The organism is Shewanella sp. VB17 (assembly GCF_013248905.1).
Taxonomy (GTDB): domain Bacteria; phylum Pseudomonadota; class Gammaproteobacteria; order Enterobacterales; family Shewanellaceae; genus Shewanella.
Genome location: NZ_JABRVS010000001.1, coordinates 5031011 through 5056536, shown reverse-complemented (window position 1 = coordinate 5056536; position 25526 = coordinate 5031011). Strand labels below are relative to the sequence as shown.

Sequence of the window (25526 nt, the reverse complement as noted above, 5' to 3'; positions counted from 1 at the left end):
CCTGATGACGACTCAAAAAGTGTTAAGTAAAACAGAGTGGGCCCAATGAGAGCCCACATTAGCACGGCTTATTGAGACTTGTCGGTATTTGAATTCCACATTAAGTCGGCGATGAGGCTTTGAGTGGCAATATTAGGGTGGAAGCAATCGCCGCCATTAATTTCTGAGGGACCAAATTGAAAGGTACCGCCAGAGGGCGTACTTTCATCGACATATTCAGCGACAAGTTCTATGCCATTTGGGTTTTGCCCATTAGCATTAGTATTATAAGCATTAGCTTCTTCCGCAAGAATCGCATTGTAGCGTTGTTGAGCCGCTGCGACAGCTGCAAGCCTTGACGCTATTGGCTCCCCGTTGAGGTTAGCTGTTTGAGTCACAATTTTACAGACATTGAAAGTACTCCAGATAGATTCACAGTTAATATTATTATTGCTGGCTTGCTTATCCAAACCTGCTTGACGTATATCTTGCACACGAGGGACACTACCTATTAAGATACTCGAACCTTGAGGCATCCCTGATACCAAGGTGTTTAAGCCAGTTTGTACCGCCTGGCGCCATTCATCATCAGTATAAATAGGGTCGTCGCAGTTGGCGGGATCGATGCAGTTACGGCTGCAAAGATCGTTACCGCCTAAGATAAACTCCACATGCTCAGGTGTCGGTGTTTGCGAGATGATATTGTGAGCTTGAGCGGCAAAACTGGGCTCAGAACCACTTTCACGGATCCCCGTGAGTTCAGCGCCTGTTGCCGCGTTATTAGTGGCGTTAATGGTGTTATCGAGTACCTTATAACGGTCATGAACACTATTGACTAATGAGCTTGCCCCATTAAACCAAGAATGCTGCGGTTGATCTCCACCCGCTAGGCATAGCAGTGACCACCAGCTAGCATTGGTAGTACAGCTTGCACCAAATGCGCGAGTAATGCTGTCACCAGCAACGGCGATATTTAATGAGCTAGTTCCGGGTTCTGGCGTGGGAGGCAGATCGCCCGCGTCGGTATAGCTTCCAATGAGCTTAATACCGCTAAAGTCAGCATAGCTACTGATTAGAATATGGTATGTACCTGCCTGTACCTCTTGAATATGACAGGTTTCATCATTGCCCATGGTATACGGGCGGCAATCATAAGTACCGGGATTTGGCATTGAGCCGTGTCTAACATAGAGGTCGGCATCTCCTTCACCTCCTGACATACCAATTGTGAGGCCTTGTGCGTCAGCGGGGACTTCAAATGTGAAAGCCAGCTGCTCTTCGCTATTGCCTGTAAGGTTATCAATGGCTATCGAGTTGTCTAATATTGAGCCATTTGACATTCGTTGTGGCAATGAGCTGGCTACAGTGTAATTTGCTGTCAGTGTTAAATTTGAATAGTTTGAATAGCCCTTTAACATGACATGATAGTCACCTGATTGTACTTTTGTTATAGCGCAAGATTCACTATTACCACTGTGGTGTGGGCGGCAATCATAATTTGACTCAGTGGGATCTTCACCAAATTTAACATAAAGATCTGCATCTCCACTACCTCCAAGAGTATTAAAGGTTAAATTGGTCGCAGTTTCAGGTACTGTGAAAGTGAAGTAAGTCTTACTTGCCGCCAGCCCGCTTAATTCACTTGTTGGGATAGTGTTGCTTAATTCTGTTGCTGCTAAAGTATTTGTGGATATTAGTATTAGAATATTAAGGGGTAATATATAATTTAACCATTGATTCTTAATTACTTTATTCATAAGGCCTCATCTGTTATCTATCAAAGTTATAAGTTTTATTATTAATGTTGATTTATTTAACAGTGATTAACCTAGCAAGAATAAATGATTAACAATATAAATTGGAGGATAAATGGCTCAAAGGGCGACAAAAATATCTCTGGAGTGTATCAACTCTTGAGTCTTGCATTAAATAAAAAGTTCTGTGATATTGGTTGGTGGTTAACAATGAGTCGTAACATTCAACGAATATTAGACTAGAGGTGTCATATGAAAAACCTAATCGTTTCTCATAATTACTTTGCCCTAATATCTGGTTACTTTAATAAAGTTGCACGGCAAAATGTAAATTTAAATACGCTAGCAGATAAAGTCTGCGTAGGGGCGCTGCTACCTGATTTAGAACCGATTTATGTTATCGAAGATGTGATCTGTCTTATTGAGAAAATTACCCAAATATCTGATGGCATGTCTTTTGGTTTAACGCTTGGGGAGAATATTCATCCTTCTGATTATGGGTTGGTGGGTTATGCTTTAATGAACTGCCTCGATTTAAGTATGGCCTTAAGTTTATCAGCAAAATATAAACCAATGATGAATCAGGCGTTCGACTCTTGTTTTGTTAAAGGGGAGGTCGATTCAAGCTATCAGCTCCAAGCTAAGCTCGATGATAGGAGGCTTGCCTTATTAATCGAACTAGATTTTGCTTCCGCTATTCAGCTGGCTAAGCTATTAGTTGATAAGCCTGATATAGCACAAGTGGCCTTACTGCAAGTTAATTTTCAGCATGCTCCCCTTAGTACTCCTTGTCATTACCAAAGAGTGTTTAAATGTCCAGTTCAATTTTACCAAGCAAAAAATGAGATCATTATAGCTAATCAAGTTCTGGCATTACCGGTTCGTTCGGCTAATTCGGCGATATTGGATATGCTAATAAACAAAATAGAACAGTCGGTAGCATCTTATGCATTAGGGCAAGTATTTAGTCATAAAGTGATAAATTATGTTTCTAAGCACAAACAAGAGATGCCAAATGTCACACAAGCAGCGAGTTATTTTAATGTTAGTGTCAGTACCCTTAAGAAACACTTAATGCTTGAAGAGAGAAATTATTCAGAAATTTGTGATTCAGTAAGAAAGAGTATTGCCATTGAAATGGTTGCGCAGCCCAAAACACAAATTAAAGCGGTCTATTCATTTTTGAATTTTTCTAGCTCTAGTGCATTTAATCGCGCTTTTAAACGTTGGACTTCCATGACGCCTACAGAGTATCGCCAAAGAGCGATTCAAGGGGAACAGCTCCTTCTTAATCAGTATATTTAACCTGTAATAGTAATAAAAAAGCCCACCACATTAACCGTGGTGGGCTGTTAAGCTATCTTAAATTGACGTAGTTAACCGGGTTATAGGTTAACTAATGTTAGCAGTGATGTTTGTGCTGTTAGTTGGAAATCCAGCGCCATAGTGATGCTCAATGCAGTAATGGTGATGATAGAAAATCCAAATACTTGGCGCGCCCAGCTTTGAAGATTAACGCCATGGCGATAACCTCTAAGTGCCATGGCAAGCCACCATAAACTCGTCGCACAGGTGACAGCCATAAAGGCGATCCCTGTGTAACCTGCTAGTGGTAGCAAAGCACTGACTAGCGCAAATACAGCGATATAGAGCACAATATGCAGCTTCGCTTTGGTGATCCCTTCTGCTACCGGTAATACTGGTATGTTGGCTGCGGAATAATCATTAAAGCGATAAATGGCAATGGCGTAGGAGTGCGGCATTTGCCACAAACTAAACATTAACAATAAAATGCAAGCGCCAATATCTAGCTCACCGGTGACGGCGCAGTAGCCAACCACAGGTGGCACTGCACCGGAGAAACTACCGATTAAAGTGCCATACACTGAATTTCGTTTCATATATAGACTATAAATGCCCACATATACCAAGTAACCAATAGCACCAAAAAGCAGTGCGATAGCATTGGTAAATACCGCTAACATGGTAAAGCCGATAATGCCTAAGCACAGGCCAAATATCAGCACGGATCGTATTGATATTTCACCTGTTACTGTGACTCTATTTCGAGTGCGTTGCATTTTGGCATCGATGTCACGATCGATACAATTATTGATTGCGCAGCCCGATGCTATCACCAGAGATAATCCAATCATAGTCATGATCATCAAGGTCCAATCGACGTTGCCTTTGGCAGCCAATAAAAAACCACCGGCGACGGAAATCAGATTTCCCATGATGATGCCGGGCTTAGTGACCTGGACATAACCTTGTAGACGTGATTTCAATTGTGTTGACATAAACTGGCCTCGATTATTCATGATTGGTTACCCGTTACATCATCAAATCGTTGGCGGCGTAAATAATCCACACCGATAAACCCACTACCATGACGATGATCAAGGCGGTGAACAAGAATGAAAATGTGTTTATCTTGCCCTCTTTAGAGAAGTCCAAATGCAGGAAGTATTTTAAATGCACCACAATTTGCACAATCGCTGTAGTCAGCACTAGCGCTAATGTTATGGGTTGTTCAAAGTAATGGGTCATTACTGCCCAAAATGGAATGCCCGTTAAGATCACTGAAAGCATAAAACCCACAAGGTAGGATTTAACGCTAGTGATAAGATCCTCTGAAGTATGACTTTCAGTCGTATGTGCTTGACTCATCACAAGGCTCCCAGTAAATAAACGACGGTAAATACACAGATCCAAACAATATCAAGAAAATGCCAGAATAAGCTTAAGCAACCTAGGCGGGTGATACTGCGAGTATTTAACCCTGTTTTTAGCACTTCAACCATCATGATTGCCATCCATATCAATCCTGCTGTGACGTGCAAACCATGCATGCCGACTAACGCAAAGAAAGCTGATAGAAAGGCGCTGCGATCTGGACCATTGCCATGTTCAATCAGATGATGGAATTCATAAATTTCCATGCCGATAAACATACATCCTAAGGCGAATGTGATCAGTAACCAGATCACTGTCGCTCTACGCATGTGGTGTTTTGCGCAAATTAAGGCGAAACCAAAGGTGATACTACTGACCAGTAGGGCGGCAGTTTCAAATAACACGAAGTTTAATTCGAAAATATCTTTCCCTGCAACGCCACCATCGGTATTCATATAGAGTACCGCGTAGGTTGCGAAAACAGAGGCAAATAATATGCAATCGGTCATTAAATAGAGCCAAAAACCGAGTAGGGTACTCTCACTGGCATCATGATGCTCTTCGTGATGCTCATCTGAGTGAGCAAGTTCGAGGGTTTCTGGGATTGTAATACTCATATTCTCCCCTTAGCGACACTGTCTAAGTGTGCATTTTCAATAAGGGCAACTTCATCTGGTTGCACATAATAATCCTGTTCATTGTCATAAGCGCGGAATAGGAACACCACGAAAGCACCTAGCATGCCAACAATTGCTAACCATAAAATGTGCCAAATAGCAGCAAAACCTGCAGCGGTTATCCCTAAAGCCATTAAAATACCGCTAGCAGTATTCTTTGGCATATGGATTGGCTGATAACTATTAGGACGTTGATAAGCCAAGCCTTGTTCTTTCATATCAGTAAAAGCATCGATATCGGATACATGAGGAGACTTAGCAAAGTTATAGAACTGAGGTGGAGAAGCGGTTGACCATTCTAATGTGTGACCATTCCATGGATCGCCTGTGGTATCTAAGTTTTGTTCCCTATCACGGAAGCTCACGTACAGTTGTACAAATTGTAATATGATACCAACAAAAATGATAAATGCGCCTACACCGGCAAAATAGATCCAAATATTCCACGCGGGATTATCAGTGTGGCTGATACGGCGTGTCATGCCTAAGAAACCAAGCACATACAGCGGCATAAATGCCACGTAGAAACCTATCTGCCAACACCAGAATGAGGCTTTACCTAAGCGTTCATTGAGGTGGAAGCCCATCGCTTTAGGGAACCAATAAGAGAAACCAGCCAAATAACCAAATACGGCCCCACCTATGATGGTGTTATGGAAGTGGGCAATTAAGAATAAGCTGTTATGTAACACATAATCGACGCCAGGTACCGCCAACAATACGCCAGTCATGCCACCTATAGTGAAGGTCACCATAAAGCCTAAGGTCCACAATACCGGTACCGTTAAGCGTAAACGACCGCGATAAATGGTAAACAACCAGTTGAATAATTTTACTCCGGTAGGCACGGCAATCACCATGGTCATCACGCCAAAGAAGGCGTTGACATTGGCACTGGACCCCATGGTGAAAAAGTGATGCAGCCAAACAATAAAACCTAAAATAGAAATTGCACCACTAGCCCAAACCATTGATGTATAACCAAATAGACGCTTTGAGGTAAAGGTTGATATGATTTCTGAGAAAATACCAAACGCAGGTAAGATTAAAATATATACTTCTGGATGTCCCCAAGCCCAAAATAGATTGATGTACATCATGGCGTTACCGCCACCATCGTTGGTGAAGAAATGGAAATCCATGTAACGGTCAAGCGTTAACATCCCGAGTACGGCTGTTAAGATCGGGAAAGATGCGACGATCAAAATATTGGCCCAGGTACAGGTCCAAGTAAAGATAGGCATTTGCATCAGCTTCATGCCAGGAGCACGCATTTTAAGCACTGTGGCGAGGAAGTTTACTCCGGTTAATGTTGTCCCTATACCGGATATCTGCAAGGCCCAGATATAATAATCGACGCCCACCCCCGGACTAAATGACAATTCAGATAATGGTGGGTAGGCAACCCAACCTGTTTTAGCGAATTCACCTAAACCCAATGAGATATTAATCAACACCGCGCCTGACGTGGTGAGCCAGAAGCTTAAGTTGTTCAAAAATGGGAAGGCAACATCACGCGCACCAATTTGTAATGGCAGCACCAGATTCATTAGACCAATCATAAATGGCATCGCCATGAAGATAATCATAATCACGCCGTGAGCGGTGAAGATTTGGTCGTAGTGCTCAGGTGGTAAATAACCGGCGGCACCATTAGTGGCTAATGCTTGCTGGGTTCGCATCATAATAGCATCAGAGAAGCCACGAATGAGCATGACGAAAGCTAATATAATATACATAATGCCGAGACGTTTATGATCGACAGACGTAAACCAGTCGTTCCATAATATGCCCCATTTTTTATATTTAGTGATCAATGCAACAAGTATCACTCCTATTACTGCGACGGCCGCTAAGGTCACCATAATAATTGGCTCGTGGTACGGAATTGATTCTAATGTTAGTTTTCCAAAAAAAGACATGATTATTCTGCCTCCCCATGTTGAGGTGATGAAAGTCCTGAATGGTGTGGCATGTCCATATCCATGTCCATGTCCATATCCATGTCCATGTCCATGTCGGCATCCATGTTCATGTCTGCGTCCATATGCATATACTGCATGACGATATGGTTAAACATCCCGTTACTGACTGAGCCGTAATATTCGACAGGATTATTCTCACTCTCTTTGGCTAGCGCTTTATAACTCAGAGGATCGAGTCTATGGTTTTGTTGTTTTACCTTGTTCACCCAAGCTGTGAAATCATCATTGCTTGCGGTGGCTATGGCTTTAAATTTCATACCAGCAAATCCAGCACCGCTGTAATTTGATGAAATACCGTCAAAAGTCCCTGGTTCATTGGCGATCAAATGCAGTTTAGTTGCCATGCCTGCCATAGAATAAATTTGACTGCCGAGCTGCGGAATGAAGAAAGAGTTCATTGCCGTATCTGACGTTATTTTAAAATTGACTGGCACGTTAGCAGGAAAAGCTAATTCATTGACTGAAGCAATACCTAATTCTGGATAGATAAAGAGCCATTTCCAATTGAGAGAGACGACCTCAACCTTGATCGGTTTTGCGTCATGGTCTAATGGTTTATAAGGATCAAGATCGTGTGTTGAACCCCAAGTGATGGCGCCTAAAATAATCACAATCACAATAGGGACTACCCAAACCACGATTTCAATCGTTTTCGAGTGAGCCCATTTAGGGGCATAAATTTCATGTTCACGCCCATCGCGGTATTTCCACGCGAAGTATAACGTCATGAAAATAACCGGGATGACAACAATCAGCATTAACAGGGTTGCGATAATAATGAGATGTTTCTCATCAATGCCTATTTGTCCCTTAGGATCTAGCACGCCGCCTGTGCAACCTGCTAGTAATATGGCACACATTCCTAGGGCTGCTTTACTTAAATTTCGAATTAACAAAGGAAGATTCCTCTAACCTTAAATAGCTTACAGCTCCGCCAATAAGTATTGGTGGCTGCACAATAATGGCGTACCGCAGATTAAATCAGATCGATGATCATATGGTGTCATCGAATAATTACCTTAGATAATACAAATATAAGGAACTGTTTTAATGTGCAAATAGCTAAATTTAGAATGTAAAAATATAAGCTTAAAACGGTGGGGCACGACAGCCATGTGCTGAGTGTTCGAGAAACTTAAGTCTTGAAAGAGAGAGTGTTGGTAAGGTGTTGCTTAAGCCTAAGTTATTGAAATGCTTGAAAAGAAGATGAATTAAACGCCATAGCTGTGCGATAACAAATGGATGGACACAGAGTAAGGCAAATAGACTTGCGCCTAGATATTCAGCCAAGAAACTATCACTCAATATCATTAACTCGCTGATATCGAAATAGTTTCCTAGGGGCATATACACACCGTCATATAAAGACAACGTCAGCAAGCCTCCTGTAAACAGGATTATATTTTTTTTACCAAAATTGGAAAATTTTACAACTGAGTGTAATTTTTCAATAAAGCGTTGGCAAAGAGTTAATATCAATGAACGTGTCCGACTGAGCTAAAGAAGTTAAATTAATCGAATAAAATATTCAGGTAGCATTGTGCCGCAGGACAATAGCAAGAAGATGCTATCAAATGAAAGCTACAGGGCCGAGTAAACGGTCTTTTTCATTAAATAAATCTTAATTAAAACTAAATTTAAACCTTAAGCTCACTTTATTATCTTAACGGCAACCTTTATTGGTTTATTGTATTGTTTGTCTCGCGCCAAATGGTATCGACTCGAAACATATTTGACATGGGTATAAATTACCGATAAGTTATCTGTATCGACTCGAAACTTGTTTGAGTCTTATTTTGAAATGACAAATTAAGGGGTATTAACATGGCGAATGTAAATCTAGTTGAAATAGAACACGCATCAGATGCACAGAAGTTGTTGTTTAAAAAGATAGAGGGAGCATTTGGTGTTGTGCCTAATATGTTTAAAGCAATAGGTCACTCACCAGCGGCGCTTGAGAGTATGTGGACCTCTTTTGGTGCGTTAGGAAAAGGCAGTATTTCTACTGCGTTAGGTGAGCTGATTGCTGTGCTTGTTGCCGACATCAATCGTTGTGAATATTGCCTGTCTGCACATACCGTTTTAGGTAAGAATGCCGGTGTGAGTGCCGAGGATATGGCCTCGGCTCAGCGTGGTATCTCATCTGATCTTAAGGTACAAGTGGCATTAGATTTCGCGAGAAAACTGGTCACTCAACTTGGTCAAGTTAGTCGAGATGATATTGAGTTGGTGAAACAAGCAGGGTTTTCTGATGCAGAAATAACAGAAATACTGGCTCATGTGGCACTGAATATTTTCACTAATTACACCAATGTAGCGTTTGATGTTGAGGTTGATTTCCCAAAAATGAACTTAAGCTGATATCAACATCGTTTTTTATTCAAGGTTAATGATGATCCACATACCTTGCCTTCGTTGGCAAGGTTACAAATAAAATAAGGAATTGCGATGCAAGTTCATGTATTTGATACTCATGTAAACACTTCAACTGGGCAATATGTTCATTTCGATGTATTAGTTGATGATAGTAATAAGGGCAGAGTGGAAGAATATGCCAATATTTATTTATCTTCATTAGATATTAAAGTGGAAACTATCAGCCAATCTCGATGTGATTTTTGTCATTCAGAAATGGCTAATCCAGAGGTAATATTAGCCATTGAGCGCAATGGTTATTACATCATTCCTTTGAATGTTAATTGAGGAGTCAGGGATGATAAAGTACGGCCTGTAGTATTAGAAACAATCAATAAGATGACAGCGTTGCAGTTGAACCCTTACTTTACCACTCTTAATATTTGCTAACCATTAATGAGTCACTTCGGTGCTGCTACTTTTGAATTGTGGGTGGGAATTTAAGTTATGCCATATAGCTAATTGCTCTTATAAGCGGATGCATTATTTGTGAATTAGTTTAGGATCTGTATTCTGCTAATAATGTCGTCATTAAATTAGAGTCAATACTATGCGCTATGAAGTTTGGGAACAGTTGAGAATTGAGGCTGACGCTTTGGTTCAAAAAGAGCCATTATTGGCCAGTCATGTGTATTCCTCTGTGCTCAATCATGAATGTTTGGGCTCTGCGCTCAGTTTTATTGTGGCAAATAAACTCTCTGATGGCGTGGTATCACCCTTTACGTTTCGTGAGCTTTTTGACAAGGCTTTTATCCATTGCGAGCAAATGTTAACTAATGTTGCGACTGATATGAAAGCCGTCAAAGAGAGGGATCCTGCCGTGGTGAGTTATTTGACTGTTCTACTTAACCTGAAAGGGTTTCAGGCTATTCAAGTACATCGTTTGGCGAATTGCTTGTGGCATCAAGGTCGAACTGAGTTAGCGCAATTTATTCAGAGTCGAAACTCAGAGGTGTTCGGTGTTGATATTCATCCGGCGTGCACGATGGGTACTGGGATCATGTTCGATCATGCGACTGGTATTGTTATCGGTGAAACAGCGATCATCGAAAATAATGTATCACTTCTTCAGGGGGTCACTTTAGGGGGAACAGGCAACCAGCAAGGAGATCGTCATCCTAAGATCCGCGCAGGAGTGATGATAGGTGCTGGTGCTAAGGTGTTAGGCAATATCGAAGTGGGTGAAGGTGCTAAAGTGGGTGCTGGTTCTGTGGTATTAACTAATGTGGATGCCCATACTACAGTCGTAGGAGTGCCTGCGAAAGCTGTGGGTAAACCAATATCTGATTGCCCAGCAGCAACCATGGAACAGACATTTTTTGAATAGAAAGAAGATTGCTTAGCAATAAAATGTCGCTTTAATCAATCGAACATTTCAGTGGTAATAGGTGAAGTTAGGAATACTGACCGCAAGCAGGGTATTCCTACGTCCATAGGATTTTACTTGTTGTTAGTATTTATTCACTGCCAATTTCTTTCTTTAGCTCTTGTTTAAACGTCTCTTTCTGCTCAGGAGTCAGAATTTGATATAGGTCGTGTTTAAGTTTGGTTTTTGAAAGAAGTAACAGCTTCTTTTTGGATTGTATTTGGTCAATTAAAGCACTCGCTTCATTTTCATTAAATGATTCATTGCTGATGATTAACAGTTGTTGTTTCTTGGTTTCTTTGATTTTATCAATATTGATACTGGGTAAATTATTCACAAAACCTTGAATCAAATTGTCAGCTTGGGCTTTTTGGCTATCAGTAAAATTAAGTTTTTTAAGAATAACTTCAAGCTTAGATGTAGGTTGTTCAGTAGCAATGGCTGGAGCAACAATCGAGGTCGTTAAAGCGAACGCTAGCAGAGTTTGTTTAATCATTTTTTATCCAATTAATCTGAAATTAACTATTGATAAAAATCACATTGCAGCAAATAAAACGGTCATTTTTTGTTAACTATTACCGATAATACTGCTACATATGATTTAATATAGGCTAATAACTTAAGGTAAGTGAGTAAGTATTAATCGAGTGTTATCGGTGCTTTTTTTAATGAGTCGTGTAAATCATCATTTATTTCTATGTAGTTTTTACCTTTCGCATCATAGATAGAGGACTTTTTAGTCAACACATTTGTTCCGGTCCAAAATTCAATTGGGTTAAAGACACCATAGTCTGCGATAGTCGTAATGGCATATACTGGTGCCATAAGGATGGTTACGCCACCTCTAGCATAACGATTATCGACGACATCCATGTTGAATTTCATGGCTGAACTGGTTGTAGCCATTTGACCTGCGCAGCCGGATAACAGCACAGCTAAGATAATGGCAGGCAATACTTTATTTAACATTAACGATTCCTAATAGTGCTTCTGGTGGAAGCGGTCAGCAAAATAACACGTTTGTTATTTATATTTTTAGAGTCATAAAATAGATACAGGTTAATTACCTGAAAGCGTAAAATGGTTCTTTTCGTATAAAATGTCTATTGCCTATATGAGTCGCTCTGCTTCATGAGAAGAATAAGCACTAACTTCTTAACATTTTTTATACGCAAATGAGCTTTACGATGATGTTTATTTCATTTTAGGCTCGATTTTTTACGTTAGTACGATAGCCGTTGAAATGACCATTTGAGCATTGGACTATAGGGCCTATGTGTCTACATTATCTTCAGGAAAGCGGAAATGATGGGATCATCTTGGCTTCTCGTTTTACAGCAGCAGCCTAGTTCAAATGGAGGAATGTCAATCGGAGAGCGGAGGATCTGTATACGGTCTCGAATAGGGCTGTTGGTGATCACCACCTCAGGTGTGATACTCACTCCACAGCCTAATGCCACCATAGAGGCGATCGCTTCTTGACCTGAAACTTGAGCATAAATATTAGGGGTAAGACCGAGTTGTTTAAACCAATTATCGGTTCTGCGTCTACCAGGCCCATGTTCTGGAACAATAAAGGGCAGACGATCCCAAGGAATGTAAGACTCTGTTAGTAGCTCTTGCACTTTACAGCGGTAGGTTGGCGCGATAATGACCAAGGGTATATCATCTATCTTGGCGAAGTGAAGGCTATCTGGAAAGGGATCGGGAAGGGCAGCAATGGCAATATCGACACGATTATTTTTTACTTCATTAACGGCATTGGCGGCATCTCCCGTTGTGAGGGCTATCTCTACTAAGGGGTGTTCACGTCTAAATTTATCTAGTAAACCCGGTAAATGACTGTAAGCGGCTGTGACTGAGCAGTAAAGGTTGAGCTTGCCTCTTAATTGATCTTGTTTAGGGCCTATTTTAGTTTTTAGTTTGCTCCAGTTATCTAATGTTAGTTCAGCAAAGTGACGGTATTCAACCCCAGCATTGGTTAAGGATACACTGCGATTATCTCTTTGAAATAATTTAGTATCGACTTCATCTTCCAGCCTCTGCATGGCCCGACTGAGTGCCGATGGACTGACATGCATAGCCTGAGCCGTACGTGAGAAGTGTAGACTCTCAGATAGGTGTAAGTAGAGCTTGATTGTTTTTATATCCATGCTTGGCTCACTTGAGTGAAAGGGGCTGATGCTTTATCGTTGCGAAAAACGCAATACTATGTCCCAAATATATCATTTTAAGCAATGGTAAGCATAGTCTATAGTGAACTCAATCGCTGCTCGAACAAACAGATTTGAGCAACTCTCCCAAATTCGAATCAAAAGGTGGTACATCAGATGGCTAACTATTTTAACTCTCTGAACTTGCGTCAACAATTAGAACAGCTCGCCCAGTGCCGCTTTATGGATCGTAATGAATTTAGTCAAGGCTGTGACTTCATTAAGGGCTGGAATATCGTTATCTTAGGTTGTGGCGCTCAAGGGCTGAACCAAGGTTTGAACATGCGCGACTCAGGCTTAAACATTGCCTATGCCCTTCGCGCTGAAGCCATTGAAGAAAAACGTGCTTCATATCAGAAAGCCACAGGTAATGGTTTCCGTGTAGGTACCATTGAAGAGCTTATTCCTGATGCGGATCTGGTGCTTAACCTAACGCCTGATAAACAACACACTGATGCTGTCACCCGGATCATGCCGTTAATGAAGCAAGGTGCAACACTGGCTTATTCACACGGTTTTAATATCGTTGAAGAAGGTATGCAGGTTCGTGAAGACATTACGGTTGTGATGGTTGCACCTAAGTGCCCAGGTACAGAGGTCCGTGAAGAATATAAGCGTGGGTTTGGTGTGCCGACGCTAATCGCAGTTCACCCTGAAAATGATCCTAAGGGTCAAGGTTTTGATATTGCTAAGGCTTATGCCAGTGCAACAGGTGGTGATCGCGCAGGTGTACTGCATTCATCATTTATCGCCGAAGTTAAATCTGACCTTATGGGTGAGCAGACCATTCTTTGTGGCATGTTACAGACTGGCGCTATTCTTGGTTACGAGAAAATGGTTGCTGACGGTGTAGAGCCTGGTTATGCGGCTAAATTGATTCAGCAAGGTTGGGAGACAACGACTGAGGCGCTTAAGCATGGCGGTATTACCAACATGATGGATCGCTTGTCTAACCCTGCCAAGATCAAAGCATTCGAGATGGCCGAAGATCTGAAAGGTATTTTGGCCCCATTATTTGCCAAGCATATGGATGATATTATCGGTGGAAAGTTCTCTAAAACCATGATGGAAGATTGGGCTAACGACGATGTAAATTTACTTCAATGGCGCAAAGACACGGGTGAAACCGCATTTGAAAATGCGCCTCAAAGTGATGAAAGCATTGACGAGCAAACGTATTTCGATAAAGGTATTTTTCTGGTCGCTATGATTAAAGCGGGTGTGGAGTTGGCGTTCGATACTATGGTTTCTGCGGGGATTATTGAAGAATCAGCTTACTATGAGTCGCTGCATGAAACCCCGCTTATTGCTAATACCATTGCACGTAAGCGCCTGTACGAAATGAACGTTGTTATCTCCGATACTGCAGAATATGGTTGTTACTTGTTTAACCATGCTGCAGTGCCTATGTTACGTGAATACGTACAAAAGATGTCTCCTGAGCTATTAGGGCGTGGGCTAAGTAGTCGTTGTAACGGTGTCGATAATCAGCGTTTGATTGAAGTGAATGCAGCGATACGTGGAACAGGGGTTGAGAAAATCGGTGCTGAACTTCGTGGCTATATGACAGCGATGCAACGTATTGTCGAAGAAAAATAATTAACCAAAAAATTCAGATCCGATAGTCATGTCGGATCTGATGGTAAAATACGCAATAAGTATTTAGTGAGTCATTGAAGTAAATAGTAATTTCAAAAATAGTCTAGGACGTTACTTTAGGTAAAAATGCAAAATATTGAGATTAATATGTGTATTTTCTTATCGAGGTAAAAGGTTTTTGTTGTGTTTTTTATTGGCTTTGTGTTATTTATTGTTGACTCTTCATTAGAAGAGGTGAATTTAAGCAAACTAATTAGGGAACAGGTCAAGTATGGTTAACCAGGCAGTCCGACTCATTATTGAGATTATTACCGTCGTGATGATTAGATCACAGCGGGGGGACGGCATGGCATATCGACAAACCTAATAAGGTCAAGATTGCAACCAACCCTCGCTCCGAAAGGATCGGGGGTTTTTTCGTTTAAAGCCCAGCTAAAAAGGCTTTACCCTACAAATTACTGAGTTCGATATGAGTTCATATAAAGTGAGAAATGCAGATGGAACAAGGGCAGAACAAAGAAGGTCAGATGATGCGCGGTGCTGATGCCGTGATCAAGGTATTAACCGCCCACGGTGTCACGAATATTTTTGGTTATCCTGGTGGGGCAATTATGCCCATCTATGATGCCCTTTATGGTGCTCCTGTCGAACATTTACTCAGCCGTCACGAACAAGGTGCCGCTTTTGCAGCCGTTGGTTATGCCAGAGCAAGTGGTAAGACCGGTGTTTGCTTTGCCACTTCAGGCCCTGGTGCGACAAATCTAGTGACCTCTTTGGCCGATGCTTTACTTGATTCTGTCCCAGTAGTCGCCATAACAGGCCAAGTGTCAACAGCTGTTATCGGTACTGATGCTTTTCAAGAGATTGATATGCTAGGCATGTCCCTATCCTGTACGAAGCACAGTTTTATGGTCACTAACATGGATGAACTCGTACCAACGCTGTATAAAGCATTTGAGATCGCAGCTTCAGGGCGTCCAGGTCCGGTGCTTGTCGACATTCCTAAAGATATTCAAATCGGATTACTTGAATATAAAATACCCGTGCAGCCGCCTGTAGAAACGCCAATATTGGATACCAGTAAGCTTGATGCTGCGTTAACCTTATTAGCACAAGCTAAGCAACCCATGTTATATGTTGGTGGTGGTGTCGGTATGGCGAGCGCTGTGGAGCCATTACGCCAATTTATTAAGATCACTGGTGTACCATCAGTGGCTACATTAAAAGCGTTAGGTTCGATTGAAAATGATACTGCTGGGTATCTTGGTATGTTAGGCATGCATGGTTCAAAGGCAGCTAATATCGCAGTGCAAGAGTGCGATTTACTGATCGTTGTCGGTGCGCGTTTCGATGACAGAGTCACAGGACGTTTAGCGTCATTTGCCGAACATGCTAAGGTTATCCACCTAGACATAGATGCTGCTGAACTCGGTAAGCTTCGTTTGCCAGAAGTGGCTATTGACGGCGATCTAAATCACATATTACCTGCTTTATCAATCCCCCTAGAGATCACTTCATGGCAAGAAGAGGTGACGCAGCTTAAACATAAACATCAATGGCAATATGACAGACCCGGAGAGCTAATATTTGCTCCCTCTATGCTCAAAATGTTAGCCGATAAGCTGCCTGAAGACAGTGTGGTGTGTTGTGATGTTGGCCAACATCAGATGTGGGTGGCTCAGCATATGTGGTTCCGTAAACCGGAAGATCATCTATCCAGTGCTGGATTAGGTACTATGGGCTTTGGTTTACCTGCAGCAATCGGTGCCAAAGTCTCTCGACCCGATGCCACCGTTGTCGCGGTTTCGGGTGATGGTTCCTTTATGATGAATGTTCAGGAGTTAACCACCATTAAGCGGCGTAAATTAGCCGTTAAAATACTGCTTATTGATAACCAAAAATTGGGCATGGTTAAGCAATGGCAACAGTTATTTTTTGAAGAGCGATACAGTGAAACGGATCTGTCTGATAACCCAGATTTTGTCACCTTGGCATCAGCATTTGATATCCCTGGTCGCACCATCACTAAGACAGAAGAAGTCGAAGCAGCCTTAAATCATTTAATTCAGTGTGAAGGCCCTTATTTGTTACATGTCAGAATTGATGAGGCTCATAACGTCTGGCCATTGGTTCCCCCTGGCGCATCGAATCGCGACATGATGGAAGAGATGGACAAATCAACTTGATGGCTGGATAACAGATATCAGGGTCAGAGAAGTATGCTGGAGAAGCACAGATGATATACACGGTTAATTTATTGTTAGATCAACGCCCAGAGGTGTTGGAACGAGTATTAAGAGTAATACGCCATCGTGGGTTTAATATCACCAAGATGAATATGCAATTAGAGGGCGCTAAACACGTGAGTTTAGCGATGACAGTCGAGAGTGAGCGGACTATAGAACTGCTCACTAAGCAGTTAAGTAAGCTTATTGATGTTATCGAGTGCAGTGCCTTAGCGCATTAAGTGTCCGTTGGGTATAGATATTGGCCTGTAGCAGTAAGCACATAAGAGAGTGAGGAAGAGATATGACCGCGAAGAAAGCAGAATTTATATGGTTTAATGGTGAGATCATGCCTTGGGGCGATGCCAAGGTACATGTGATGTCCCATGGTTTACATTACGGTTCATCTGTTTTTGAAGGGATCCGTGTCTACGATACTCATCTTGGGCCTGCAGGGTTTCGTATTACGCCTCATATCGAACGGTTATTTGATTCAGCCAAAATTTATCGGATGCCCATTCCTTATACTGTCACAGAGCTGATGACATCTTGCCGCGATATAGTCAAAAAGAACGATTTAAACAGTGCTTATATCCGTCCCTTGGCTTTTTATGGTGATGTGGGGATGGGAATATGTCCACCTAAAGATGCTGTATGTGATGTGATGGTTGCTGCTTTTCCTTGGGGAGCTTACTTAGGGGAAGACAGCATGGAAGCGGGGGTCGATGTGGCAGTGAGTTCTTGGAACCGCTTGGCACCTAATACCATCCCTACAGGTGCCAAAGCGGGGGGGAACTATTTATCCTCAATTCAGATCTCAACTGAAGCTAAACGAAATGGTTTTGATGAAGGGATCGCGCTAGATGTTAATGGGCTTGTCAGCGAAGGTGCAGGGGCTAACTTATTTGTGGTTAAAAAAGGCAAAATCTACACACCTCCTGCCACGGCAGCGATTTTAATGGGTTTGACACGTGATTCCATCATAGTGTTAGCTCGTGATTTAGGTTACGAAGTGGTAGAGGAAGCGATGTCACGAGAGTTCCTCTATCTTGCTGATGAAATATTTATGACAGGCACAGCCGCAGAAATCGTGCCTGTGCGCAGCGTCGATAGAATAGACATAGGTGTGGGTAAGCGTGGCGCGGTGACTAAGCAGGTGCAAGAGAGCTTCTTTGGCTTGTTTAATGGTGAGACTGAAGATAAGTGGGGTTGGTTGGAAGTGTTATAAAGCGTGCGATAACGACTAGGCTTGATAATAAGTACCGCATAAAAATATCTAAAAGCATTTGCTTTTAGATTTACAAAATTTCACTAGAAGGTTAGTAGCGAACGTTTCCTAGAGCCTAAGTTCTAACACCTCGCGCCTTCTGTTTAAAAGGATCATCGCAATGCCAAAACTACGTTCAGCTACCAGTACCGAAGGCCGCAATATGGCTGGCGCACGCGCTTTATGGCGTGCCACTGGGGTTAAAGATAATGATTTCGGCAAGCCGATCATTGCCATTTCCAACTCATTTACTCAGTTTGTTCCAGGTCACGTACACCTTAAAGATATGGGGTCATTAGTGGCTGGTGCGATTGAGGAGGCTGGTGGTATTGCTAAAGAATTCAATACAATAGCTGTCGATGATGGCATCGCCATGGGTCATGGTGGCATGCTATACAGCTTACCATCGCGTGAGCTTATTGCAGATAGTGTTGAATACATGGTTAATGCACACTGCGCTGATGCGTTAGTGTGTATCTCAAACTGTGACAAAATAACGCCAGGTATGATGATGGCGGCACTGCGGCTAAATATTCCGGTGATTTTTGTTTCCGGCGGTCCGATGGAAGCTGGTAAGACCAAGTTATCAGATAAAATCATTAAGCTAGATCTGGTCGATGCGATGGTGGCAGGTGCAGATGAGCGAGTATCAGATGAAGACAGTGCCAAAATTGAGCGCAGTGCGTGCCCAACTTGTGGATCATGTTCAGGTATGTTTACCGCTAATTCGATGAACTGCTTAACCGAAGCGCTAGGACTCTCTTTGCCGGGCAATGGCTCTATGTTAGCCACTCATGCTGACAGACGAGAGCTATTCCTCGAAGCTGGCCGCCGTATTATGGATCTTGCTACACGCTATTATAAGCATGACGATGAGTCGGCTTTACCACGTAATATCGCTAACTTTAATGCTTTTGAAAATGCCATGACACTCGATATCGCCATGGGCGGGTCAAGTAATACGGTTTTACACTTACTTGCAGGCGCCTATGAAGCCAAGGTTGACTTTACGATGGCCGATATCGATCGTTTGTCTCGCCTGGTGCCACATTTGTGCAAGGTCGCCCCAGCGACGCCAGAATATCATATGGAAGATGTGCATCGCGCTGGCGGTGTCATGGGGATATTGGGTGAGCTTGATAGAGCGGGGTTGATTCATAACGACGCGTATCATGTTGCGGGTAAAAATCTAAAAGAAGTATTAGCCAAATGGGATATTGCTCAGACCCAAGATGAAGCAGTACGTAAGTTCTTTTCAGCTGGCCCTGCTGGCATTCCAACCACCAAAGCTTTTAGCCAAAATTGTCGCTGGGAAAGTGTCGATGATGACCGTGAAGGCGGTTGTATTCGTAAGCGAGAATTTGCCTTTAGCCAAGAAGGAGGCTTGGCGGTACTGTCTGGTAATATCGCTCTGGATGGCTGTATTGTTAAGACAGCAGGTGTAGATGAAGACAATCATACCTTTATCGGCTCTGCTCGTGTTTATGAAAGCCAAGATGATGCTGTTGCCGCTATTTTAGGGGGCGAAGTGGTTGCTGGTGATGTGGTGGTGATCCGTTATGAAGGCCCTAAAGGTGGCCCAGGTATGCAAGAGATGCTTTATCCAACCAGTTACCTTAAATCTCGCGGCCTAGGTAAGGCATGTGCATTAATTACAGATGGCCGTTTTTCTGGTGGGACATCGGGTTTATCAATCGGTCACGTTTCCCCCGAAGCGGCCGCTGGTGGCACGATTGGATTGGTCGAAACGGGTGATCGTATTGAGATTGATATTCCTGCCCGCTCAATTAAATTGGCCATTAGTGATGTTCAGTTAGCGGCACGTCGCAGTGCAATGGAAGAGCGTGGTAAGCAAGCTTGGAAACCTGTAGCTCGTGTAAGAGAAGTGTCATTAGCCCTTAAAGCTTACGCACTATTGGCGACCAGTGCCGACAAAGGTGCGGTGAGAGATGTCAGTATGCTGGAGGATTAATATGACTGAGTTAGCCTCAAACTCAAACATGGATTTAGCGCATTATTATTTGCAGAAAACCTTGTTATCTTCTGTCTATGATGTGGCAAAAGTGACGCCACTGTCGAGCTTGAATAAGCTTTCTGCTCGTCTTGGATGCCAGATTTTTCTTAAGCGTGAAGATATGCAGCCTGTGCATTCATTTAAGCTGCGTGGCGCCTATAACAAAATATCTGAATTGACGGCTGATGAGTGTCAATGTGGTGTGGTGTGCGCTTCAGCGGGAAACCATGCTCAAGGTGTGGCGATGTCGGCAGCGGCTCTGGGAATTAGTGCAGTTATTGTGATGCCAGAGACAACCCCAGAGATTAAAGTCGATGCGGTTCGTCGCCTAGGGGGTGAAGTGGTACTGCATGGGCAAGCGTTCGATCAGGCCAATGTGCATGCCCAAGAGCTTGCTAGCACACAAGGGCGCGTGTATGTCGCCCCTTTTGATGATGAAGCTGTGATTGCCGGTCAAGGCACGGTTGCACAAGAGATGTTGCAGCAACAGCGCGATCTTGAAGTGGTGTTTGTGCCTGTGGGTGGCGGTGGATTGATAGCTGGCATGGCCGCATTTTATAAAGCGGTGATGCCGCAAGTCAAAATTATCGGTGTTGAACCAGAAGATTCAGCGTGTTTAAAGGCGGCCCTTGAGGCTGATGAGCGGGTGATATTAGCGCAAGTCGGCTTGTTTGCCGATGGTGTTGCCGTTAAGCAGATTGGCGCGGAGCCATTTAAAGTGGCACGTCAATATGTGGATGGTGTGATCACGGTAAACTCTGATGAGATCTGTGCTGCGGTGAAAGATATCTTCGAAGACACTCGCGCGATTGCCGAGCCTGCTGGAGCATTAGCGCTTGCAGGGCTTAAGAAGTATATGGGCACTCAGGGCAAAGGCGAAAAAGTCGCCGCTATTTTAAGTGGTGCTAATGTGAATTTTCATAGCTTGCGTTATGTTTCTGAGCGCTGTGAACTTGGTGAGCAGAAAGAGGCGATTCTGGCGGTTAAAGTACCGGAAAGGCCTGGTATCTTCCTGCGTTTTTGTGAGTTACTCGAAAAGCGGGTGATGACGGAGTTTAACTACCGTTTCAGTAGCCGTGATAAGGCAGTGGTTTTTGCCGGTATTCGTCTGTCTCAAGGTCAAGCAGAGTTAGATGAGATTATCGCTCGACTCGAGAGTGATGGTTTTGAAGTGCAAGATCTTTCACATGATGAAACGGCTAAGTTGCATGTGCGCTATATGGTGGGAGGGCATCCACCAGAGAAACTTGAGGAGCGTTTGTTTAGTTTTGAGTTTCCTGAACATCCTGGTGCTCTGTTTAAGTTTTTAACGACCCTGCAGAGTAAATGGAATATTAGCTTGTTCCATTATCGCAATCATGGTGCGGCCTATGGTCGGGTATTAGCCGGATTTGAAGTGCCTGAAAGCGATGACGTGGCATTTCAACAGTTTTTAACTGAGTTAGGTTTTGTCTATCAAGAAGAGACTCAAAGTCCCGCTTATAAACTCTTCTTGGGTCATCAAGATTAGTTTTTTTATCCTTGATAAATAGCGGGTAAGCATAAGCTTATATCAATAGATATTAAAGGGCGCAGTGGCGTCCTTTTTTATGTTATCTTAAGTTTTAAACAATCGTTAACCCTGTTATTTCTTAGAAATGAGGCAATAAAATGCTAGTAGCACCCTATGTTGACGCGTTTAATCCCCCCCGTAGGATCTTAATGGGCCCAGGCCCTTCTGATGTTTATCCTGAAGTACTAGCCGCGCAGGCGCGTCCAACGATTGGCCACCTTGACCCCCAATTTATAGGCATGATGGATGAGCTGAAATCACTTATTCAGTATGCCTTTCAGACCACTAATGAGATGACTTTAGCCGTTTCTGCGCCAGGCTCTGCCGGCATGGAGACGTGTTTTGTCAACTTAGTTGAGGCTGGCGAAAAGGTGATTGTTTGCCGCAATGGTGTCTTTGGTGAGCGTATGCGTCAAAATGTCGAGCGCGTCGGTGGCATTGCTGTTGTGGTCGATAATGAATGGGGAGAGCCTGTCAGTGTTGCTGATGTTGAAGCCGCACTTATCGCGCATCCTGATACTAAGTTTTTGGCTTTTGTCCATGCTGAAACCTCTACCGGGGCGCTGTCAGATGCTAAACGTTTATGTGCCCTTGCCAAACAGCATCAATGCTTGTCGATTGTTGATGCGGTGACATCAGTTGGCGGTGTTGAACTAAAGGTCGATGAGTGGGGCATAGATGCCATTTATGCAGGCAGTCAAAAGTGTTTGTCTTGTGTACCGGGTCTGTCGCCTGTGTCGTTTTCTCCCGCCGCGGTTGATAAAATTAAAGCCCGCACAACGCCTGTTCAAAGCTGGTTCTTAGATCAAACCTTAGTGATGGGGTATTGGAGTGGTAACTTAGCCACAGGTGGCAAGCGTAGTTACCATCATACAGCACCAGTCAATGCACTTTACGCACTGCATGAGTCCTTGCGTTTATTGGCTAATGAAGGCTTAGAGTCCTCTTGGCAGCGCCATGATGATATGCATCAAGTATTGCGCCAAGGTTTAGAAGGCTTAGGGCTTAAATTTGTGGTTGATGAAGCCTCGCGTCTGCCTCAGCTCAATACCGTTTATATTCCAGAAGGTGTCGATGATGCAGCCGTGCGTGCCCAGCTTTTAGAGATTTATAATTTGGAAATTGGCGCCGGACTTGGTGTGCTTGCTGGCAAGGCATGGCGTATTGGTCTCATGGGCTTTAGTGCTCGACGTGAAAATGTCGCCTTGTGCCTTAGAGCCTTAGAAGATGTATTAAAGTAGAGATAGCACATTTTTATATTGTTAATTGGGCAGTTTACCTTATCCTGAATAGTTAAGTCGCTTGTGCAGATACCTGTACCTTTAGGTCGCTTGGCTATTCCTCCTTCTCGAAATAGCTTCTTAAATAGCTTGGCATTACAGATTTTGATTGTTTTTAAATGATAAGTCTTCAGTTAAGCTGAGGATCTATGTGTTAAAAAGAGTTGTGATGAAAAATAATGACTTGATGAGGTTCCATGAATAGTGAATATGAGCGATTTTACTGCTCTTTTATATCAATAATATATGTCAATATCGGTAAGGCTAGTGATGGATTTTGAATCCCAAAATAATACTCACATTTTTGAATTGATTGTCGATGACATCGTTGGCAAAGGTTACAGTATTCATGAGAATGCCTTACCGATTAACTTAGTGACGGAGTTAAGTGAGGCTGCTCGTTTACTGGCTGGTACCCATTTTAAAGCCGCTGGCGTGGGTCGAGATGCGGGCTTGGTTGTTAATCATCAGATCCGCTCCGACAATATTTGCTGGATCGCCGATGATTGTAACTATGGTATCGCTTGGTTTAAGTGGGTGGAGGCACTAAAACTGCATTTGAATCGACGTCTTTTTTTAGGCTTGGGTGAAGTTGAGAGCCACTTTGCGCATTATCGACAAGGGGATTTTTATCAAAAGCATAAAGATGCGTTTCACGGACAGGCTAATCGTGTGTTATCTATGGTGACCTATCTTAATCCAGATTGGCGTGAGGTGGATGGAGGGGAACTACTTATCTACAGCGATGATTCGGATCATATACTGACGAAGGTTACCCCAAGTTGGGGTACCATCGTTCTTTTTTTGAGTGAAGAGTTTCCCCATGAAGTCTTGCCTGCTAAATGCGATCGCTATTCCATTGCGACCTGGTTTAGACAAACTAACATCAGTTGATTAACAATAAAAAGGCCCAACTTGGGGCTTTTTATTGATTGTCTAACCACTGATAATGAAGTGATTACTGCACTTTAATGATTAAATAGTTGCACTATGATGATGAGGATTAGTGCTGGGCACACAAATTTTACATACACAGGCCAGATCTTCCAGAAAAGACTGTTAGTGTTTACCCCTTCTTGAGCTTGAATGTCGTTAAGTAAATCGTTACGTTGCCATACCCACCCTAGATAGACAGCAATACCGAGTGCGATAAGAGGTTGAGCTCTTTCTGTGGTCAAGGTGATCATAAAGCCAAATAGTTGCTCAAAATTCAAGACTAGGGTCAGTGATAGGGTGATCAATAGTGCCCCGATCAAATAGGAGGCGTGATCGCGCTTGATGGATTTCTTTTCCATTAAGTAGCTGGTTGGTACCTCGACAATCGAGATGGCGGATGTGAGTCCTGCTATGGTCATCAAGACGAAAAAGACAAAAGCTAATAGGTATTGAATGCTCCCGCCAAAGGTATCAAATAACGCTGGCAAGACAGTAAATACTAAGGTGTCAGAGTTGAGTAAGCTGCCATCTTCTGCAAATATTTGTACGCCGTTATATTGAGCGACATACATGGCAGGAATGATCATCAAGGCGGCTAGGAAGGCCACACTGGTGTCGGTGAGCACCACATATGCGGTTAGCTTACCTAGGTGTTCTTTTTTACTGAGATACGCGCCATATACCATCATCGCCCCTGTGCCTATGGTCAAGGAGAAGAAAGTTTGACCTAACGCACCAACGAGTACATCTGGATCCCAGATTTGAGAGAAATCGGGTCGTAATAATACCGCTAACCCTGTCATAGCTCCAGGCTGAGTTAATATGTAAACCACGCCCATCACTAAAATAAGTAGCAGTAAAGGCATGAGTCGTTTCGACCATAATTCAATGCCTTTTTGTATGCCTTTTTTGATCACTAAAATGACCATTAAAATGAAAATGGTGGTGAACACTAAGTTGCGTGACACGGAGAAGTCCATCAACCAAGCAGATGCTTGTGTGAAGCCCAATAGTTTTGCTATTGGCGCTAAGGCGAAACTCACAAACCAGCCAGAAAGTATGGTGTAAAAGGTGCAAATTAAGGTGGCGGTGACAATGGAAGTAAAGCCGATAACTTGGCCTATTTTTTTGCTAATAGCCCCCGAGCCTATTTTTTTCATGGCATCGGCTGGGTTAGTCTGTCCGTGGCGGCCAATCATTAATTCAGCCACTAGCATGGGATACCCGAGTATCAAGATAAGCACAAGATACACAAGGAGGAAGGCACCACCGCCATGGGTTGCGGCTTGAGTGGGAAAGCCCCAGATATTACCGACGCCAACAGCTGATCCCGCTGCTGCCATAATGAAGCCTAGTCTGGAACTAAAATGGGTGGACTCTGCACTGCTCATGTTGATTACTCGCTTACACTCTTTACTTTAAAAGGGCGCATCATAGAGGTTTACACTGATAGTTCAATGAAGATTTGTGGCGTAAAAACCGACATGATTAATAAAATATTGTATTTTTATTAAAATTATTAACTTTTAATCTCGTTAATTTATCTTTATTTGATGATTAATTGCTTAATTGATTTGATGGTGTGGGT

General features: G+C 42.9%; 23 protein-coding genes. 12 read left to right on the top strand and 11 right to left on the bottom strand.

Going from position 1 to position 25526, the window contains the following annotated elements:
• Positions 1-68: 68 nt before the first annotated feature.
• On the bottom strand, positions 69-1736 hold the full coding sequence (locus HQQ94_RS21735) for a PPC domain-containing protein (protein ID WP_173296369.1): 1668 nt from the start codon (positions 1734-1736) through the stop codon (positions 69-71).
• 249 nt (positions 1737-1985) lie between these two features.
• On the opposite strand from HQQ94_RS21735, the gene HQQ94_RS21730 reads away from it, so the two are divergent.
• Positions 1986-3038 (top strand): AraC family transcriptional regulator, encoded by a 1053-nt coding sequence (locus tag HQQ94_RS21730; protein ID WP_173296368.1) that lies wholly within the window; start codon positions 1986-1988, stop codon positions 3036-3038.
• Positions 3039-3118: 80 nt separating this feature from the next.
• Here HQQ94_RS21730 and cyoE read toward each other — a convergent pair whose 3' ends face one another.
• The 6 genes from cyoE to HQQ94_RS21700 form a co-directional block, all read right to left on the bottom strand.
• The gene (gene cyoE, locus HQQ94_RS21725) at positions 3119-4054 is read right to left on the bottom strand and encodes a heme o synthase (protein ID WP_173296367.1); all 936 of its coding nucleotides are present in this window, start codon (positions 4052-4054) and stop codon (positions 3119-3121) included.
• 13 nt (positions 4055-4067) lie between these two features.
• On the bottom strand, positions 4068-4403 hold the full coding sequence (cyoD, locus tag HQQ94_RS21720) for a cytochrome o ubiquinol oxidase subunit IV (RefSeq protein ID WP_173296366.1): 336 nt from the start codon (positions 4401-4403) through the stop codon (positions 4068-4070).
• On the bottom strand, positions 4403-5026 hold the full coding sequence (gene cyoC, locus HQQ94_RS21715) for a cytochrome o ubiquinol oxidase subunit III (protein WP_173296365.1): 624 nt from the start codon (positions 5024-5026) through the stop codon (positions 4403-4405). Before cyoC ends, cyoD begins: the two co-directional genes overlap by 1 nt.
• Positions 5023-7008 (bottom strand): cytochrome o ubiquinol oxidase subunit I, encoded by a 1986-nt coding sequence (gene cyoB / locus HQQ94_RS21710; RefSeq protein ID WP_173296364.1) that lies wholly within the window; start codon positions 7006-7008, stop codon positions 5023-5025. Before cyoB ends, cyoC begins: the two co-directional genes overlap by 4 nt.
• A 2-nt stretch (positions 7009-7010) precedes the next feature.
• On the bottom strand, positions 7011-7967 hold the full coding sequence (gene cyoA, locus HQQ94_RS21705; protein ID WP_173296363.1) for a ubiquinol oxidase subunit II: 957 nt from the start codon (positions 7965-7967) through the stop codon (positions 7011-7013).
• Between the two features lie 193 nt (positions 7968-8160).
• The gene (locus HQQ94_RS21700) at positions 8161-8418 is read right to left on the bottom strand and encodes a hypothetical protein (RefSeq protein ID WP_254304123.1); all 258 of its coding nucleotides are present in this window, start codon (positions 8416-8418) and stop codon (positions 8161-8163) included.
• Positions 8419-8895: 477 nt separating this feature from the next.
• On the opposite strand from HQQ94_RS21700, the gene HQQ94_RS21695 reads away from it, so the two are divergent.
• The 3 genes from HQQ94_RS21695 to cysE all read left to right on the top strand — a co-directional run bounded on the left by HQQ94_RS21695 (position 8896) and on the right by cysE (position 10813).
• Positions 8896-9432 carry a carboxymuconolactone decarboxylase family protein gene (locus tag HQQ94_RS21695; protein ID WP_173296362.1) on the top strand — a complete coding sequence of 179 codons (537 nt, stop codon included), beginning with the start codon at positions 8896-8898 and terminating at the stop codon, positions 9430-9432.
• A gap of 87 nt (positions 9433-9519) precedes the next feature.
• Positions 9520-9774, top strand: a complete 255-nt coding sequence (locus HQQ94_RS21690; protein WP_173296361.1) for a DUF2024 family protein — start codon at positions 9520-9522, stop codon at positions 9772-9774.
• A gap of 262 nt (positions 9775-10036) precedes the next feature.
• The gene (gene cysE, locus HQQ94_RS21685; protein ID WP_173296360.1) at positions 10037-10813 is read left to right on the top strand and encodes a serine O-acetyltransferase; all 777 of its coding nucleotides are present in this window, start codon (positions 10037-10039) and stop codon (positions 10811-10813) included.
• Between the two features lie 130 nt (positions 10814-10943).
• Here cysE and HQQ94_RS21680 read toward each other — a convergent pair whose 3' ends face one another.
• The 3 genes from HQQ94_RS21680 to ilvY form a co-directional block, all read right to left on the bottom strand.
• Positions 10944-11348 carry a Spy/CpxP family protein refolding chaperone gene (locus HQQ94_RS21680; protein WP_173296359.1) on the bottom strand — a complete coding sequence of 135 codons (405 nt, stop codon included), beginning with the start codon at positions 11346-11348 and terminating at the stop codon, positions 10944-10946.
• Between the two features lie 143 nt (positions 11349-11491).
• On the bottom strand, positions 11492-11821 hold the full coding sequence (locus HQQ94_RS21675) for a DUF3332 family protein (protein ID WP_173296358.1): 330 nt from the start codon (positions 11819-11821) through the stop codon (positions 11492-11494).
• Positions 11822-12132: 311 nt separating this feature from the next.
• On the bottom strand, positions 12133-13005 hold the full coding sequence (gene ilvY, locus HQQ94_RS21670; RefSeq protein ID WP_173296357.1) for an HTH-type transcriptional activator IlvY: 873 nt from the start codon (positions 13003-13005) through the stop codon (positions 12133-12135).
• Between the two features lie 177 nt (positions 13006-13182).
• Between ilvY and ilvC the strand changes: the two genes are divergently transcribed.
• From ilvC to HQQ94_RS21630, 8 genes are all read left to right on the top strand, one after another.
• Positions 13183-14664 carry a ketol-acid reductoisomerase gene (ilvC, locus tag HQQ94_RS21665; protein WP_173296356.1) on the top strand — a complete coding sequence of 494 codons (1482 nt, stop codon included), beginning with the start codon at positions 13183-13185 and terminating at the stop codon, positions 14662-14664.
• A gap of 530 nt (positions 14665-15194) precedes the next feature.
• Positions 15195-16850 (top strand): acetolactate synthase 2 catalytic subunit, encoded by a 1656-nt coding sequence (ilvG, locus tag HQQ94_RS21660; protein WP_217274242.1) that lies wholly within the window; start codon positions 15195-15197, stop codon positions 16848-16850.
• A gap of 50 nt (positions 16851-16900) precedes the next feature.
• Positions 16901-17131 carry an acetolactate synthase 2 small subunit gene (gene ilvM / locus HQQ94_RS21655; RefSeq protein ID WP_173296354.1) on the top strand — a complete coding sequence of 77 codons (231 nt, stop codon included), beginning with the start codon at positions 16901-16903 and terminating at the stop codon, positions 17129-17131.
• A 62-nt stretch (positions 17132-17193) separates the two neighbouring features.
• Positions 17194-18117 carry a branched-chain amino acid transaminase gene (locus HQQ94_RS21650; protein ID WP_173296353.1) on the top strand — a complete coding sequence of 308 codons (924 nt, stop codon included), beginning with the start codon at positions 17194-17196 and terminating at the stop codon, positions 18115-18117.
• A 160-nt stretch (positions 18118-18277) separates the two neighbouring features.
• Positions 18278-20128, top strand: a complete 1851-nt coding sequence (gene ilvD, locus HQQ94_RS21645; protein ID WP_173296352.1) for a dihydroxy-acid dehydratase — start codon at positions 18278-18280, stop codon at positions 20126-20128.
• A 1-nt stretch (position 20129) separates the two neighbouring features.
• Positions 20130-21680, top strand: coding sequence for a threonine ammonia-lyase, biosynthetic (ilvA, locus tag HQQ94_RS21640; RefSeq protein ID WP_173296351.1), 1551 nt, complete (start codon positions 20130-20132; stop codon positions 21678-21680).
• Between the two features lie 140 nt (positions 21681-21820).
• Complete coding sequence (locus tag HQQ94_RS21635) at positions 21821-22963, top strand: alanine--glyoxylate aminotransferase family protein (protein ID WP_173296350.1); 1143 nt, start codon at positions 21821-21823, stop codon at positions 22961-22963.
• A gap of 309 nt (positions 22964-23272) precedes the next feature.
• Positions 23273-23896 (top strand): 2OG-Fe(II) oxygenase, encoded by a 624-nt coding sequence (locus HQQ94_RS21630; RefSeq protein ID WP_254304122.1) that lies wholly within the window; start codon positions 23273-23275, stop codon positions 23894-23896.
• A 74-nt stretch (positions 23897-23970) separates the two neighbouring features.
• Here the strand turns inward: HQQ94_RS21630 and HQQ94_RS21625 are convergent, their stop codons facing one another.
• A complete protein-coding gene (locus HQQ94_RS21625) occupies positions 23971-25329 on the bottom strand; it encodes a sodium-dependent transporter (RefSeq protein ID WP_173296348.1) in 1359 nt (452 codons plus the stop codon).
• Between the last annotated feature and the right edge of the window lie 197 nt (positions 25330-25526).

Excerpts from the sequence above, each read along its gene's own strand:
- cyoE (WP_173296367.1), bottom strand. The coding sequence starts at position 4,054 with ATGAATAATCGAGGCCAGTTTATGTCAACACAATTGAAATCACGTCTA.
- cysE (WP_173296360.1), top strand. The coding sequence starts at position 10,037 with ATGCGCTATGAAGTTTGGGAACAGTTGAGAATTGAGGCTGACGCTTTG.
- ilvA (WP_173296351.1), top strand. The coding sequence starts at position 20,130 with ATGACTGAGTTAGCCTCAAACTCAAACATGGATTTAGCGCATTATTAT.
- HQQ94_RS21625 (WP_173296348.1), bottom strand. The coding sequence starts at position 25,329 with ATGAGCAGTGCAGAGTCCACCCATTTTAGTTCCAGACTAGGCTTCATT.
- HQQ94_RS21730 (WP_173296368.1), top strand. The coding sequence starts at position 1,986 with ATGAAAAACCTAATCGTTTCTCATAATTACTTTGCCCTAATATCTGGT.
- ilvY (WP_173296357.1), bottom strand. The coding sequence starts at position 13,005 with ATGGATATAAAAACAATCAAGCTCTACTTACACCTATCTGAGAGTCTA.
- HQQ94_RS21635 (WP_173296350.1), top strand. The coding sequence starts at position 21,821 with ATGCTAGTAGCACCCTATGTTGACGCGTTTAATCCCCCCCGTAGGATC.
- HQQ94_RS21700 (WP_254304123.1), bottom strand. The coding sequence starts at position 8,418 with ATGCCCCTAGGAAACTATTTCGATATCAGCGAGTTAATGATATTGAGT.
- ilvM (WP_173296354.1), top strand. The coding sequence starts at position 16,901 with ATGATATACACGGTTAATTTATTGTTAGATCAACGCCCAGAGGTGTTG.
- cyoD (WP_173296366.1), bottom strand. The coding sequence starts at position 4,403 with ATGAGTCAAGCACATACGACTGAAAGTCATACTTCAGAGGATCTTATC.
- ilvC (WP_173296356.1), top strand. The coding sequence starts at position 13,183 with ATGGCTAACTATTTTAACTCTCTGAACTTGCGTCAACAATTAGAACAG.
- HQQ94_RS21690 (WP_173296361.1), top strand. The coding sequence starts at position 9,520 with ATGCAAGTTCATGTATTTGATACTCATGTAAACACTTCAACTGGGCAA.
- HQQ94_RS21630 (WP_254304122.1), top strand. The coding sequence starts at position 23,273 with ATGGATTTTGAATCCCAAAATAATACTCACATTTTTGAATTGATTGTC.
- HQQ94_RS21735 (WP_173296369.1), bottom strand. The coding sequence starts at position 1,736 with ATGAATAAAGTAATTAAGAATCAATGGTTAAATTATATATTACCCCTT.
- ilvG (WP_217274242.1), top strand. The coding sequence starts at position 15,195 with ATGCGCGGTGCTGATGCCGTGATCAAGGTATTAACCGCCCACGGTGTC.
- HQQ94_RS21675 (WP_173296358.1), bottom strand. The coding sequence starts at position 11,821 with ATGTTAAATAAAGTATTGCCTGCCATTATCTTAGCTGTGCTGTTATCC.
- HQQ94_RS21680 (WP_173296359.1), bottom strand. The coding sequence starts at position 11,348 with ATGATTAAACAAACTCTGCTAGCGTTCGCTTTAACGACCTCGATTGTT.
- cyoB (WP_173296364.1), bottom strand. The coding sequence starts at position 7,008 with ATGTCTTTTTTTGGAAAACTAACATTAGAATCAATTCCGTACCACGAG.
- HQQ94_RS21695 (WP_173296362.1), top strand. The coding sequence starts at position 8,896 with ATGGCGAATGTAAATCTAGTTGAAATAGAACACGCATCAGATGCACAG.
- cyoC (WP_173296365.1), bottom strand. The coding sequence starts at position 5,026 with ATGAGTATTACAATCCCAGAAACCCTCGAACTTGCTCACTCAGATGAG.
- ilvD (WP_173296352.1), top strand. The coding sequence starts at position 18,278 with ATGCCAAAACTACGTTCAGCTACCAGTACCGAAGGCCGCAATATGGCT.
- HQQ94_RS21650 (WP_173296353.1), top strand. The coding sequence starts at position 17,194 with ATGACCGCGAAGAAAGCAGAATTTATATGGTTTAATGGTGAGATCATG.